Here is a 14,677-nt window from a genome sequence, read left to right as displayed (position 1 = left end):
AAGCAGACCTCAGGTCTGCTTTTTCGTTTTAAATTTTCTACTCGGGCTGAGGGTTAAATAACCCGAGAAAAACGCGTTGCATTTAGCTGTTTTTGTAAGTGAGCGTCAAAGCACATACAAATAATACGAATAAATAAATTACCTCTAGCAGTGACACTAATCATATTATTTTCAATAGTGACCATCCCATCAGCAATTAAAGGCTCAATTGCCGTTAGTGCATCAGCAAAGTAGTGGTTAAAGTTAAGTGCATGTTTGGCACTAAATGCCTCCATATCTAACTCAAACTGGCATATAAGCTGTTTAATTGCATCGGCGCGTATTACATCATCGGCACTTAAGTACATGCCTTTGGTGATGGCACAGCCGCTTTGCGTTTCTACACTATGATAATAATGCTTTAACTCTTTTTGATTTTGTAAAATGGCAGTGCCAATTTGCGATATAGATGAAACCCCTAAACCTAATAAATCGCAGTTTCCGTGGGTAGTATACCCTTGAAAGTTACGGTGTAATTGCCCCGTATTTTGTGCCACAGCGAGTTCGTTATTAACTTTAGCAAAGTGGTCCATACCAATAAATTGATAACCGGCTTGAGTCATTTGCTCTAAGGTGTTTTTAAACATAGTTAGCTTATTGTGTGCACTGGGTAAGTCGGCATCTTTAATTTTACGTTGTGCTGCAAAACGCTCTGGAAGGTGAGCGTAATTAAATACCGAAACACGATCAGGGCTAAGCTCAAGCAACTGCTCTATGGTTTGTTTAAAGCTTTGTGGCGTTTGCAATGGGAGGCCGTAAATCATGTCGGCATTAATCGATTTAAACCCTAATTCACGGGCTTGGGTGATTAACTGCTTTACTGTATCGGCATTTTGCGGACGGTTTACTGCTAGCTGCACTTCATCATTAAAGTCTTGAATACCAAATGATACGCGGTTAAAACCTAAGTTACTTAAATCAACCAACATGTTATCGGCAAGCGATCGAGGGTCAATTTCAATACCACGCTCAGTGGCGTCGGTAAAATTAAAGTGCTGCTCCAAAAGTTTAACTAAACGGCTCATTTGCTGCGTAGTTAAAAAGGTAGGAGTACCACCGCCTAAATGTAGTTGCTCTAGGGTGTAGTCTTTAAATAGAGGTGCTTGGGCTGCAATTTCTTTGGCTAAAAAATCAAGGTAGGTGTCGGCTTTTGACTGATGGCGAGTAATAATTTTATTGCAGCCACAGTAATAACAAAGCTGACTACAAAACGGAATATGTATATATAAAGACAATGCACGGCTGTTTGATGACTCAATCGCACTGAGTAAGTCTTGCTGTTGATAGCCCTCAGTTAGCGATAGTGCCGTGGGGTACGATGTATAACGTGGGCCAGACACATTATATTTATTTATTAGGGTTTGATCCCATTTTGGAAGTTTAATCATCACGCGCACCTTGGTATATTATTTAGGTGCTGATTATAAAAAAATGTTTAGCAGGGCGGGTTGATCTACAACAAAAAAAGGTGCCGTAGCACCTTTTTAAAGTATATTTTTTAATCTGTTAGTAAGTAACTTGATGGGCATCTTTCAAATATTGAAATAGCTCTTTGTAACCTCTACCAGGTTTTTCATCTTTCGCTTCTTTAGCTGCATTACGAACTAGCTGGCGCATTTGTTGACGATCAAGCGATGGGAACTGCTCTATAGTCTCATTGATTAGGTCATCACCTTGTTCAATTAGGTCTGCACGTAATTGCTCAATTTTTTTGACCAACACTTCAGCTTGGTTATTTTTATTAAGCATAACATCGATAATTGATCTTATAGCATCGATGTTCTCTACGGTGCGCAGTGTTTTAGCTATGTAGTTTAAATGACGACGATAAGCATCGCTTTTATTGCTAATTTTATCGGCAACAACCATTGCGGCTTTTAAATCATCATTTAATGGCAAGCGCTCACGCTGCTTTTTACCCATTTTGGCAATTTCAGTCCCTAACTGATGAAATTCTTGTGCTTCACGCTTCAGTTCGGTTTTTGAGACATATTCAATTTCTTCTTCAATATCAGCAGGCTTGCTTTTTTTCTTCGCCATGGGGTGCTCTTAAATAAAAATAACTTCTGCCATTATACATGATTATCATACAGAGGAATATTAGCTGATGTGATGCATTGAGTGTGTTAGCATTTAAATATAAAAAATGTGTGCAACATTGCCTTCAAGGCTCAGGACTTAATTTATGAAAAGCCAACAACACGATCCAATTTATTCTCAAATATCTCAAGTAAAAGATGCGGTAGCAGCAGTGCTCGAGCATGCGAAAAAACTCGGTGCCACAGCGGCAGAAGCGGCTATGTCTAGCACTTCAGGGCTGTCGGTTAGCACTCGCATGGGCGAAGTAGAAACCATTGAGTTTAACCAAGATGGCGGTTTAGGCATTAGTGTGTATGTAGGTAATAATAAAGGCTCTGCGTCTACCGCAGATTTAAGCCCTAAAACGCTACGCACTGTGGTTGAAAAAGCCATTGATATTGCAAAATTCACCTCAGACGACCCTTTTAACGGTGTTGCAGATAAAGAGCTACTTGAGTTTGCACCCAAAGATCTCGATTTATACCATCCATGGGATGTAAGCCCAGAGCAAGGTATTGAGTTTTGTCATGCTGCAGAGCAAGCAGCGTTAAATGCGGATGAGCGCATTGTTAACTCAGACGGCGCAAGTTTTTCATCGCACCAAGGTTTGCGTGTTTATGGCAATAGCCATGGTTTAATTGCCGGTTTTCCGCGTACTCGCCACAGCATAAGTACTATGGTAATTGGTAAAGATGGCGAGCAAATGCAACGCGACTCTGCTTACACCGTAGCACGCGATCAAGCTGGTTTAAATGATGCCGCAGCAGTGGGGCTTGAAGCCGCAGCCGAAACTTTAGCTAAATTAAATAGCCAAAAATTAGGCACCATGAAAGTACCAGTAATATTTAGAGCTGACATTGCTAATTCATTATTTGGCCATTTAGTGTCGGCCATTGGTGGTGGTGCGCTGTATCGTAAATCGAGTTTTTTACTCGATAGCCTAGGTACACAAGTATTTAGCAATTGCGTAAATATTGCCGAGCGTCCGCATATACTCAAAGGGCTCGCATCGTCGCCGTTTGACAGCGAAGGTGTTAAAACCTTTGATAGAGAAATCATTCAAGGTGGCGAGTTACAAACTTACCTACTTGCAAGCTATGCTGCGCGTAAAATGAATATGACACCAACAGGGCACGCTGGCGGTATACATAACTGGTTAGTTGAGCAAACACATAACGATTTAACCGCGCTACTTAAAACCATGGGTACAGGCTTATTAGTAACAGAGCTAATGGGGCAGGGCGTAAATACAGTAACTGGTGATTACTCGCGTGGTGCGGCTGGTTTTTGGGTAGAAAATGGCGAAATCCAATATCCAGTAAGCGAAATTACCATTGCCGGTAACTTAAAAGATATGTTTAAAGGAATATCAGCTATTGGTGGCGACATAGAGCGCCGTGGTGGCATTCAAACTGGCTCTGTGTTAATTGAACAAATGCAAATAGCGGGCGCTTAGTCACTGCGCTCAGTGTATACTCAAGTCGAGGGTTATTTCGATTTGAGTAACCGCATTATTGAGTTTTTACGAGGTGTTAAATGGCTAAAGACAGGTATGCGCCAAAACCATTAACTGACATTATGGCTGGACTGAATAACCGCTTGTCGGCTTATGCAGGTAAAAGCCAAGCACTCGATACCCAGCAAACCTTACTTAAAGACTTTTTAGGCCCCAAACTGGGTGATAAATGCCGCGTGAGTAACTACCGCGATGGTACTTTAATGATCGAAGCGGTATCTGCGCCTATTGCGCTTAGACTAAATTACTTAAAAATGGATATGCTCTCGCATTTTAGAGCCGCGGGCATGGCAGAGCTTGGGCAAATAAAAATTACCGCTAATCCACAAGCAACACAACGCTTGGGCGCAGTAAGTAAAACCATTAATACCCCAATAACTAATTCTCGTAAAATGAGCGAACAAACAGCCGATTATTTAAATGCCATAGCCGCCTCAGCCCCCCCTTCGCTAAAAGAAAAGTTAGAGCGTTTAGCGCTGCACGCAAAGCGTAAAACCTAGCTGCTAATAACTCGTTTATAAGCTCACATAGTTATTGATAGCACTATGTGGGTCACTCATCGCATTAAAATACTTTGTTACATATTCAATTTTATTGTTACCCCAATGGGGTTTATGATAGCTACTTAATACGCCTATTAATTAGGTTGCAGTTGATGCTTATTTCATTAAGTAAAAGTACATAAAATGTCATTACGCAGCTTTATGCTGCTGGTATTTGAATATTAATGAAATAGGTATTTATTTTAACTAACAAACGGAATCCTTATGATTAAAATAACAATGACCGCCGCAGGTATTGCGCTGGCACTTGGGTTGGTTGGTTGTGGTGAACAACAAGAAATTAAAGTAAACGAAACTCCCGCGGTTAGCGCTCCAGTTCCAGCTCCTTTTGCCTTAGGTATTGAGCTGGAAAATATGGATAAATCGGTACGTGCTCAAGATGACTTTTATTACCATGTAAATGGTCAATGGCTAGCTAAAACCGAAATTCCTGGCGATAAATCTAACTATGGTTCGTTTTCGCAATTATATGACGAGTCGCAAAAGGCGATGAAAACAGTACTTGAAAGTGCGGCAGCAAATAGCAATGTTGAAAAAGGCAGTGATGAAGCTAAGTTAGCGGCATTTTATAATAGCTACATGGCAGAAGAAGCGCGCGAAGAACTTGGCATCCAGCCACTTGAGCCATCATTGGCAAGTATTGACGCCGTTAAAGGTAAAAAAGATTTAGTTACTTTAATGGCGCAATTACAGATTAAAGGCGGCGACTTGCCATTTGGTTGGTATGTAAATAATGACGCTAAAAACTCCAGCGAAAATGCATTGTATGCGTATCAAGCTGGGTTAGGTTTACCCGATCGTGATTATTATTTAAAAGATGATGAAAAGTTCACTAAAATTCGTGCTTCTTATCAAGCTTACATTGCTAAAATTTTAGCCAAGTCAGGGGTTGAAAATACAGAGGCTGTGGCTAAAAATGTATTGGCGCTGGAAAAAAACCTTGCTGAGGCGCAGTGGAGTCGAGTAGAGAGCCGTGATGCAACCAAGTCTTATAATAAAATGAGCCTTGCACAAGCAAATAAACTAATGGGTGACTTTGATCTTGCTAGTTACTTTAAAGCGATAGGCATAAACACCGAAGAGTTAATTATTAGCCAGCCGAGCTACTTTGAAAAATTTGCGACTATTTATAAAAACACCGATTTAGCAACATGGCAAAATTACCTTAAGTTTCACTTTGTAAGTAACTACGCTCAGTTACTCGATAAAGAGTTAGTGGACCTTAAGTTTAACTTTTACAGTACAACTTTACGTGGTGTAGAAGAACAAGCGCCACTTTGGAAGCAAGCGGTTGATGCTTCAAACAGTGTGCTAGGTGAGATTTTAGGTAAAGTGTACGTTAAAGAGAACTTTCCACCAGAAGCGAAAGCGCGTATGGAAGAGTTGGTTGATAACGTAATTAAAGGCTACGGTGTTGCGATTGAAAATTTAGAGTGGATGAGCCCGGAAACTAAAATTGCCGCTCAACAAAAGCTAGACAAGTTTACACCTAAAATTGGCTACCCAGATAAGTGGAAAGACTACTCAGCACTAGAGATTAACCCTGATGAATTAGTCGGTAACTACATTCGTTATAGCGAATGGGCTTACAGCGATATGATTGCCAAATTGGGTAAACCAGTAGACCGCTCAGAGTGGCACATGACACCACAAACTGTGAATGCATACTACAACCCAGTAAATAACGAAATTGTGTTTCCAGCAGCTATTTTACAGCCGCCATTTTTTAACTTAGAAGCAGATGATGCAGTAAATTACGGTGCTATTGGCGCGGTAATTGGTCATGAGTTAGGCCATGGTTTTGACGACCAAGGTGCTAAATACGACGGCGACGGTAATTTACGTAACTGGTGGAGCGAGTCAGACCTTAAACAGTTTGAACAGCGTACTGCGGCTTTAGTTGCTCAGTATAATGAATACAAACCTTTTACTGATGCTGGCGTAAATGGTGAATTGACGTTAGGTGAAAATATTGGTGATTTAGGCGGCCTTACGGTTGCGCATAAAGCGTATATGCTATCTTTAGGTAACTCTAAGGCTCCAGTGATTGATGGCTACACTGGCGATCAGCGCTTCTTTATGGGCTGGTCACAAATTTGGCGTCGTAAGTATCGTGATGAAGCGTTGCGTAACCGCTTAATGACCGACCCGCATTCGCCTAGTCATTACCGCGTAATTGGTATTTTATCGAATATGCCTGAGTTTTATAAAGCATTTGACGTCAAAGAAGGCGACAAAATGTATATTAAACCAGAGGACCGCGTAAAAATTTGGTAATTTAATTACCTAACTAAAAAGTACCTAACTAGAAAGTACCTAACTAGAAAGTATCTAACTAAAAAGGCCAGCAAGTGTTAACTTGCTGGCCTTTTTGTAGCTGCCTAATAATGGCGGTTTATTGTTATTATTATTTTACTAAAAGAGTATAGCCAAATATTAAGCGTTAAATATATTTCGCTTTTATAGCGCTAATAATATCGACGTTAGCTGCTGGAAACTCGTAGTTATCTAGCTCGTCAATACTTACCCAAGCATTATCTTGCCCTTCTGCGCCATGTGCTTCACCACTAAAGTTACTCACCACATGTACGTTCAGCTTTACCGTTTTATCATCGTAATCGTGTTTTATTGTTAGCAACTCACTGGAACTAAAAATAGTGATGCCAATCTCTTCTTGAAGTTCACGCTTAAGTGCTCTAAATACACTTTCACCGGCTTCAATTTTACCACCAGGAAACTCCCACAAACCTCCTTGATGTTGATCATTTGCCCGCTTGCAAATAAACAGAGCGTTATTTTTTTTAATTACGCCAACAGCCACATTTACAATTATACTAGTCATTTTATCTCCCTTAAACACCATAAAAAAAGCGACGCAAGCGCCGCTTTTTACGAAATTTATTACACTATTGGATTATTTTAATTTACCACAACATTGCTTAAATTTTTGACCTGAGCCACAAGGACAAGGATCGTTACGGCCTACTTTTGGCTCGCTACGTGCCATTACAGTTGCGCTTTGTGGTGCTTCGCCGCCTACATGCTCAACTTCTTCATGCTGATATTCGCGAGGAGCGTTTTCACTTTTACGGTGTTGCTCTTCTACTTTTTCAACATCTTCTTCGGCGCGTACTTGTACTTTGCTTAAAATACTTACTACATCTATTTTTAAGTTTTCTAGCATTTCAGCGAATAGCTCAAACGATTCACGCTTGTACTCTTGCTTTGGATTTTTTTGCGCATAACCACGTAAATGAATACCTTGGCGTAAATGATCCATTGCTGCCAGGTGATCTTTCCAATGCTGATCTAGGCTTTGTAACATAATCGCTTTTTCGAATTGACGTAGTACTGAATCGCCTACCATCTCTTCTTTTTGCTTATATGCTTGCCCAACCGACTCTTCAATGCGCTCACGAAGTTTTTCTTCATAGAGTTTATTGTCATCAGCTAGCCACTGAGTAATTGGCAATTCAATTAAGAAGTCTTGTTTTAAGCGCTCTTCAAGGCCAGGTACATCCCACATTTCAGCCAAGCTTTGCGGTGCAATGTACTGATCAATAATATTACTCAGCACATCACCACGAATAACCGTGATAGTTTCTGAAATATCGCCTTCTTCAAGTAGTTCGTTACGCTGTGAGTAAACCACACGGCGTTGATCGTTTGCTACGTCATCGTACTCAAGTAATTGCTTACGCACATCAAAGTTACGTGCTTCTACTTTACGCTGTGCATTTTCAATCGCACGGTTAACCCATGGATGTTCTATCGCTTCACCGCGTTGCATACCTAGTTTACGCATCATGTTAGTCATGCGCTCGCCAGCAAAAATACGCATTAACGCATCGTCCATCGACAAGTAAAAACGGCTTGAACCGGCATCACCTTGACGACCAGAACGACCACGTAATTGGTTATCTATACGACGAGATTCATGGCGTTCAGTACCAATAATGTGTAAACCACCTGCATCAATTACTGCGTCATGGCGTATTTTCCATGCAGCTTTAATTTCAGCAATTTGTTCATCAGTTGGGTTTTCAAGCTTTTCAACTTCGCTGTGCCAGTTACCACCAAGTACAATATCGGTACCACGGCCAGCCATGTTAGTGGCAATCGTTACTGTGCCTGGTAGGCCAGCGTCTGATACGATATCAGCCTCTTGCGCATGAAATTTAGCATTAAGTACGTTGTGCTTAATTTTTTCTTTGCGTAAAAATTGCGATAAATACTCAGAGCTTTCAATTGAAATAGTACCTACAAGTACAGGTTGTCCGCGTTCTTGGCAGTCTTTAATATCAACTAAAATAGCTTCGTATTTTTCTTCTTGCGTTAGGTACACTAAGTCGGCGCGATCATCACGAACCATCGGCTTATTAGTTGGCATAACAACAGTGTCTAGGCCGTAAATAGACTGGAACTCAAATGCTTCTGTATCGGCTGTACCTGTCATGCCCGCAAGTGTTTCGTATAAACGGAAATAGTTTTGAAAGGTAATAGATGCAAGCGTTTGGTTTTCGTTTTGAATATTTACGCCTTCTTTAGCTTCAACAGCTTGGTGTAAACCTTCTGACCAACGACGACCTTCCATTGAACGACCAGTGTGCTCATCAATAATGATAACTTCGTTTTCTTTTACAACGTAATCAACATCTTTTTGATAAAGCTTATGAGCACGAAGCGCTGCATAAACATGGCTTAGTAGCGTAATGCTGGCTGCAGAATAAAGCGAATCGCCTTCTGCAATTAAGCCGCGCTCAGTAAGTAGCTCTTCAACTTTAATTTGGCCACGTTCAGTTAAATGAACTTGCTTAGACTTTTCATCAATAGTGAAATCGCCATCGCCTTCAATACCTTCTTCGTCTTCTTTTTCTTGTAGTTCAAGTAAAGGCACCATGGTATTAATTTCAGTGTATAGCTCTGAACTGTCCTCAGCAGGGCCTGAAATAATAAGGGGCGTACGGGCTTCATCAATTAAGATAGAATCCACTTCATCGACAACAGCATAAAATAATGGACGTTGTACACGCTCATCTATGCTAAATGCCATGTTGTCACGCAGGTAGTCAAAACCAAACTCATTATTAGTACCGTACGTAATATCGGCAACATAAGCTTGTTTTTTCTGCTGTGGCATCATACCCGGTACGTTACAGCCTACTGTTAAACCTAAAAACTCAAATAACGGACGGTTAGTTTCCGCATCGCGTTTAGCTAGGTAGTCGTTCACGGTAATTACGTGTACGCCCTTACCAGTTAAACCATTTAAGTAAGCAGGTAATGTAGCTGTGAGTGTTTTACCTTCACCGGTACGCATTTCTGCAATACGGCCTTGGTGCAGTACCATGCCACCGAGTAGCTGTACGTCAAAGTGACGCATGCCATTTACACGTTTAGATGCTTCACGTACCACAGCAAATGCTTCAGGCAGTAAGTCGTCAAGGCTTTGTCCGTTATCGTAACGTTCTCTAAACTCTGCTGTTTTCGCTTTTAAGTCGTCATCAGAAAGCGCTTCTAATTGCGTTTCAAGTGCATTGATCAGTGCGACCGTCTTTCTTAGGTTTTTAATAGTGCGGTCATTGCGACTACCAAAAATCTTGGTAAATAAATTAGATATCATGATAAAACCGTTACAATGTATTTTTTTGCCAGCCGTACATCGGCTAACCCATTTTTAACAATTGATAATTAATGTATTCTTTAAAGTAACACCGAGGACACATTAATTAGCAATTTTGTATTAAACCGTTCAAAAAGCACTGTTTATTACGTGTGCTACTATACCAGACTCTGCTAAACAACAAACCATCTCACTAAAAAGATATGGATTAAAAACAGAAAAACTTAATCTAGTACATAAAATTGCTATATATTTTTATACGAGGTGAAAACTGTTAGCAAAGCTAGTGATATTAAGTAAGTTTCCACTTTGAAATATCAACAGTCACTCAAAGATATGGTGCTGAATAAATTAAAAACAAGGGGGTAATAAGCGCTTAAAGTTTATCCTCAAGCGCTTAAATATAAGTAGCCGGCGTTTATAGTTTAAACTGGTTTACCGTTTTATTTAATGCCCCTGCAAGGTCACTTAAATCATGTGCTTCATTGGCAAGTGTGTGTGCATGCTCTGCGGTACTATTAACTAAACTATTAATAGCACTAAGGCTGGTATTAATATCTTCTGCTACTACCGTTTGTTGCTCGGTAGAGGTGGCAATTTGATGACTTTGATCTTGTACTTTAGTTACCGACAGGGCAATGCTTTGTAGTGAGCTAAGTACTTCTTTTGTTTGCAACACAGAGTCCTCGGTTTGTTTTTGCCCTTGTAGCATCATACTAGAGGCTTGCTGAGCAATTTGCTGTAAACGGGTAATCATATTGCGAATATCGTCGGTTGACTCTTGTGTACGACTCGCCAACGAGCGAACTTCATCGGCAACAACGGCAAAGCCGCGGCCATGTTCTCCGGCGCGGGCCGCTTCTATGGCTGCATTAAGCGCGAGTAAGTTGGTTTGATCGGCAATTGAGTTAATTACATCAACCAATGCGCCTATGTTATTACTTTCTTGCTCAAGCCCGGCAACCACCTTAGAGGCTTCGCCAATATGTTCAGCCAGCGCACTCATTACACTTTGTGCTTGGCTTGAGCGGCTTGCACCATCGGCAGTAATTGCTTGTACTTCTTCTGCCGCGGTATTTGTTTGCTGTGCGTTACGTGATATTTCTTGCACGGTAGTGGCCATTTCTGTCACTGCGGCACTAACACTATCTACTTGTTGTTTTTCTTGCTGAATTTCTGAATTCGTTTGTTGCGATACCGTTTTAAGCTGATCGGCAGCGGCACTTAATTGCTCAGCTTGTGCTGCGGTGTCTAGCATCATCGCTCGCAACTTATCAATAAAGGTATTCATATGATTAGCCAGTTGGCCTACTTCGTCTTGGCTATCAATATTAATTTTTTGGGTTAAATCACCCTCGCCAGAAGCAATGTCGCGCATAATATGCGTGAGTGTAGTGATTGGTTTTGAAATCATATGGGTGGCCCATAAAATCATTGCTAAAATAATCACTAAAATAATGATAACGGCGGTTGTAGTGGTTGTAACCGCAGCATTTACCGGGGCTTCAATCATACTGGTTGGAATTAATAAACCCACATACCAATCTAAATGAGGCTGCTCTAATTGTAGGCGGTTATAAACCACATAAAATTGCTCGCCTTTAAGCATAACAGTTTGGCTACCCGCGAGGTTATTTTGCATTGCACTGTTAAGTGTTTTAAACCCTGAGGTATTATTAAATTGTTGTTCAAGCGCATCGAGTCCGTCTTTACCGTTAGGGCCTTCGTCGGTGACAGAGAGTTTATGTCCAGATGCTTTTGAAAAGTGCACAACTTTTTGTTGATCATCTAATAAAAAGCCATAGCCTTGGCCGTTAAAGCGAATGTTTTCGACCATGTCGTTAATTTTATTAAGTTGTAAGTCAACGCCGCCCACACCAATTAATTTGCCTTGTGGGTTATAAACAGGTTGTTGTACAACTGCTGAGGCATCGCCTGTGGTTAAGTCTACCGAAATAGGGCCTACGTAAAGCTTATTAATTTGCATTGCTTCTTGCCACCAACCTCGTTTGTACGCGTAGTAAGGTTCGCCATTATAATATGCAGTACGTTCGTTTTCTTTAAAGTACTCGCCGGTAGTGGCTGAGGCAAAAAAAGCAGATAAAATATTTTCATCATTTGCACTTATGCGTACAAAGTCTTGATTTATAGCCAAGTAGCCGTTGGCATTTTCTAGGGCTTGATCGCGCTTATCCCACGCGGTAAAAAAATTCACCAAATGCGGATTATTAATAAAGGTGGCAACTACTTTACCGTATGTAGCAAAGTAACTTTGCATTGATAATTGCTCGCTTTGTAAGTAGCTTTGAGCCTCACGCTCTATATTAACTCTGGATAGTTTGGCAATATGGTTAACAAAAAAAGTAGAGGCAATGAGCAGTAAAATAGTAATTGTTCCGCCAATCAATAATAATATTTTTTTTCTTAATGATAAGTTATTTAGCATAAGTGCACATGTTGTTATTGTTTTTGTAACAGATATCTAAGCATATTTAATTTTAGAACTCTATGAAATGAGTTAAGAATTATACATTTAAATAAACGGGGTCATATAAATTGAATCATCAGAGTAACAACTTAGTGGTACTAGGCGCGGGCTGGCTAGGCAGTGCTTTATGCGTTAATGCGCAGCAAGCAGGTTGGCAAGTGCAGGGTACACACCGCTCAGCAGTGCATGAGCATGATTTTGAACGTCAGTTTTTGCTAGAAAATGGCCAGTTAACGCATCAAATTGATTTACAAAATGCCTACTGGGTGTGCGCTATTCCTCCACGTAGTCGCCATAGTGAAAACAATTATGCGCAAACATTAACGGCAGCACTTACACTGGCAAAAAAACTGAATGCTAAGGGCTTTTTACTTTGCTCATCAACGGGAGTGTACGATCAAGAACCAGGTGTATATAGCGAAAGCAGCGATATTTCGTGTACAAACGAGCGACAAATAAAGCTATATGAAGCTGAAGAGCAAGTACTAGAGCAAAACGGTAAAGTGCTGCGCTTAGCCGGTTTAGTTGGACCCAATAGAGAGCCGGGGCGTTTTATTGCAGGTAAAGAGCTAAATACCTCTGCCGAGCAAGTCGTTAATATGGTGCATCAGCAAGATGTGATTAACGCTATTTTTGCGGTGCTTGAGCATTGGCATCAAGGGCAGAGTATTTATAATGTGGTTAACCCGTCGCATCCTTGTAAGCGCGATTACTATGCGCAAAAGTGCCAACAACATGGCGGCGAAATGCCACGCTTTACGGGAACAGATACGGCTGAGCGCAAAGTGCTTGGCTCAGCCATTGAGGCGTTAGGGTTTAGTTACCAATACGCAATTTAATAAGATACTAAGCAGTCACCCTCAATAAAGTTGCATAACTTGCCTGCGTTTAATAACGCATTTGCAGCTTCAATATCGGGGGCAAAGTAACGGTCTTTATCGTAGTAGCTTACATGCTCGCGCAGTAAGCTTTTAGCACGCTCTACTTTAGCAGCAGCTGTAAGCGGCTTTCTAAACTCTAACCCCTGCGCGGCCGCTAACCATTCAACAGCAAGTACGCCCTGGGTGTTATCGGCCATTTCCTTCAAGCGCCTTGCCGCAAAAGTGGCCATAGACACATGATCTTCTTGATTCGCCGAGGTTGGCAAACTATCTACAGAAGCTGGGTGGGCAAGTGATTTGTTTTCAGATGCCAGGGCTGCGGCAGTTACTTGGGCGATCATAAAGCCTGAGTTTACGCCGCCATTTTCAACTAAAAAAGGCGGCAATTTAGATAGGCTAGAGTCAATTAGTAAAGCAATTCGGCGCTCGGCAAGTGCGCCAATTTCAGCAATGGCAATTGCTAAGTTATCGGCGGCCATTGCCACCGGCTCTGCATGAAAATTACCGCCAGAAATAATATCACCCACATCAGCAAATACCAGCGGGTTGTCGGTTACGCCGTTAGACTCACATAATAAAACTTCTGCCGCCTGGCGAATTTGGGTTAAGCAAGCACCAAGCACTTGTGGCTGACAGCGTAAAGAGTAGGGGTCTTGTACTTTTTCGCAATTTACGTGTGATTCACTAATTTGTGATTGTGGACCTAACAAGGCTCTAAATATAGCTGCAGTATCTATTTGCCCTTGTTGGCCTCGAATTTCATGAATACGCGCATCAAATGGTGCTCGGCTGCCCATGGCCGCTTCAATACTCATAGCGCCAATTACGCAGCTTTGTGCGTATAAATCTTCTGCTCTAAATAGCCCTTGTAATGCAAAAGCAGTCGAGGCTTGGGTGCCGTTTAAAAGGGCTAAGCCTTCTTTAGCGGCTAAGGTAAGTGGTTTTAGCCCCGCAATTTTAAGCCCTTGCTCGGCACTGATTATTTGCCCTTGGTGGCGCATGTGGCCTTCGGCTAGTAACGGCAAGCACATATGAGCAAGCGGTGCTAAATCGCCCGATGCACCCACCGAGCCTTTTTTAGGCACGCAAGGGTATACTTGGCTATTAAGCAACTGGATAAAAAATTCAATGACCTGCAAACGAATACCAGAATAGCCACGCGACAGTGAATTAATTTTTAAGATGATCATTAAGCGTACGGTACTGTCATCCATATACTCGCCAATACCTGCCGCATGCGAAAGCACAATAGAGCGTTGTAATAGCTCTAGTTCGTTATCGGCAATTTTGGTGTTAGCTAATAAGCCAAAACCGGTATTAATACCATATACAGTACGGTGCTCGTTAATTACGTTTTGTACTGTTTGTGCGCTGGCAGCTATTTGTGACTCGGCATGCTTTATAAGGCTCAATTTTACCGGTGAATTATTAATTTTTCTTAGCGTGTTTAAATCAAGCGATCCGGGGGTGAGAGTAAGTTCAAGCATG

10 protein-coding genes are annotated in these 14,677 nt (G+C 41.4%); 4 read left to right on the top strand and 6 right to left on the bottom strand.

Annotation, left to right across the window (positions count from 1 at the left end; translation table 11 throughout):
- Nucleotides 1-53: 53 nt before the first annotated feature.
- Nucleotides 54-1,427: an oxygen-independent coproporphyrinogen III oxidase gene (hemN, locus tag I6E78_RS01625; protein WP_197181838.1), complete on the bottom strand. Its 1,374-nt coding sequence runs from the start codon at nt 1,425-1,427 to the stop codon at nt 54-56.
- Between the two features lie 118 nt (nt 1,428-1,545).
- The gene (gene yjgA / locus I6E78_RS01620; protein WP_011329391.1) at nt 1,546-2,079 is read right to left on the bottom strand and encodes a ribosome biogenesis factor YjgA; all 534 of its coding nucleotides are present in this window, start codon (nt 2,077-2,079) and stop codon (nt 1,546-1,548) included.
- A 145-nt stretch (nt 2,080-2,224) separates the two neighbouring features.
- Here yjgA and pmbA point away from each other — a divergent pair, with 145 nt between their 5' ends.
- The 3 genes from pmbA (at nt 2,225) to I6E78_RS01605 (ending at nt 6,474) form a co-directional block, all read left to right on the top strand.
- Nucleotides 2,225-3,574, top strand: a complete 1,350-nt coding sequence (pmbA, locus tag I6E78_RS01615; protein WP_011329390.1) for a metalloprotease PmbA — start codon at nt 2,225-2,227, stop codon at nt 3,572-3,574.
- An 80-nt stretch (nt 3,575-3,654) separates the two neighbouring features.
- Nucleotides 3,655-4,134, top strand: a complete 480-nt coding sequence (locus I6E78_RS01610; RefSeq protein ID WP_011329389.1) for a DUF721 domain-containing protein — start codon at nt 3,655-3,657, stop codon at nt 4,132-4,134.
- A gap of 267 nt (nt 4,135-4,401) precedes the next feature.
- The gene (locus I6E78_RS01605) at nt 4,402-6,474 is read left to right on the top strand and encodes a M13 family metallopeptidase (protein WP_011329388.1); all 2,073 of its coding nucleotides are present in this window, start codon (nt 4,402-4,404) and stop codon (nt 6,472-6,474) included.
- 166 nt (nt 6,475-6,640) lie between these two features.
- Here I6E78_RS01605 and mutT read toward each other — a convergent pair whose 3' ends face one another.
- The 3 genes from mutT to I6E78_RS01590 all read right to left on the bottom strand — a co-directional run bounded on the left by mutT (nt 6,641) and on the right by I6E78_RS01590 (nt 12,266).
- A complete protein-coding gene (mutT, locus tag I6E78_RS01600) occupies nt 6,641-7,039 on the bottom strand; it encodes an 8-oxo-dGTP diphosphatase MutT (protein WP_011329387.1) in 399 nt (132 codons plus the stop codon).
- A gap of 72 nt (nt 7,040-7,111) precedes the next feature.
- Nucleotides 7,112-9,820, bottom strand: coding sequence for a preprotein translocase subunit SecA (gene secA, locus I6E78_RS01595; RefSeq protein WP_011329386.1), 2,709 nt, complete (start codon nt 9,818-9,820; stop codon nt 7,112-7,114).
- Nucleotides 9,821-10,238: 418 nt separating this feature from the next.
- On the bottom strand, nt 10,239-12,266 hold the full coding sequence (locus I6E78_RS01590) for a methyl-accepting chemotaxis protein (RefSeq protein WP_089368817.1): 2,028 nt from the start codon (nt 12,264-12,266) through the stop codon (nt 10,239-10,241).
- A 110-nt stretch (nt 12,267-12,376) separates the two neighbouring features.
- Between I6E78_RS01590 and I6E78_RS01585 the strand changes: the two genes are divergently transcribed.
- A complete protein-coding gene (locus I6E78_RS01585) occupies nt 12,377-13,147 on the top strand; it encodes an NAD-dependent epimerase/dehydratase family protein (RefSeq protein ID WP_041454596.1) in 771 nt (256 codons plus the stop codon).
- On the opposite strand, the gene hutH is transcribed toward I6E78_RS01585, so the two are convergent.
- A complete protein-coding gene (hutH, locus tag I6E78_RS01580; protein ID WP_086997263.1) occupies nt 13,144-14,676 on the bottom strand; it encodes a histidine ammonia-lyase in 1,533 nt (510 codons plus the stop codon). The genes I6E78_RS01585 and hutH overlap by 4 nt on opposite strands.
- Nucleotide 14,677 lies beyond the last annotated feature (1 nt).

The sequence above is a fragment of the Pseudoalteromonas sp. NZS127 genome, from assembly GCF_015864805.1.
GTDB lineage: Bacteria > Pseudomonadota > Gammaproteobacteria > Enterobacterales > Alteromonadaceae > Pseudoalteromonas > Pseudoalteromonas nigrifaciens.
This window is presented reverse-complemented; position numbering and strand designations above follow the sequence as displayed.

Coding starts and splice junctions, on each gene's coding strand:
- hemN (WP_197181838.1), bottom strand. CDS start 1,427: ATGATTAAACTTCCAAAATGGGATCAAACCCTAATAAATAAATATAAT.
- yjgA (WP_011329391.1), bottom strand. CDS start 2,079: ATGGCGAAGAAAAAAAGCAAGCCTGCTGATATTGAAGAAGAAATTGAA.
- pmbA (WP_011329390.1), top strand. CDS start 2,225: ATGAAAAGCCAACAACACGATCCAATTTATTCTCAAATATCTCAAGTA.
- I6E78_RS01610 (WP_011329389.1), top strand. CDS start 3,655: ATGGCTAAAGACAGGTATGCGCCAAAACCATTAACTGACATTATGGCT.
- I6E78_RS01605 (WP_011329388.1), top strand. CDS start 4,402: ATGATTAAAATAACAATGACCGCCGCAGGTATTGCGCTGGCACTTGGG.
- mutT (WP_011329387.1), bottom strand. CDS start 7,039: ATGACTAGTATAATTGTAAATGTGGCTGTTGGCGTAATTAAAAAAAAT.
- secA (WP_011329386.1), bottom strand. CDS start 9,820: ATGATATCTAATTTATTTACCAAGATTTTTGGTAGTCGCAATGACCGC.
- I6E78_RS01590 (WP_089368817.1), bottom strand. CDS start 12,266: ATGCTAAATAACTTATCATTAAGAAAAAAAATATTATTATTGATTGGC.
- hutH (WP_086997263.1), bottom strand. CDS start 14,676: ATGCTTGAACTTACTCTCACCCCCGGATCGCTTGATTTAAACACGCTA.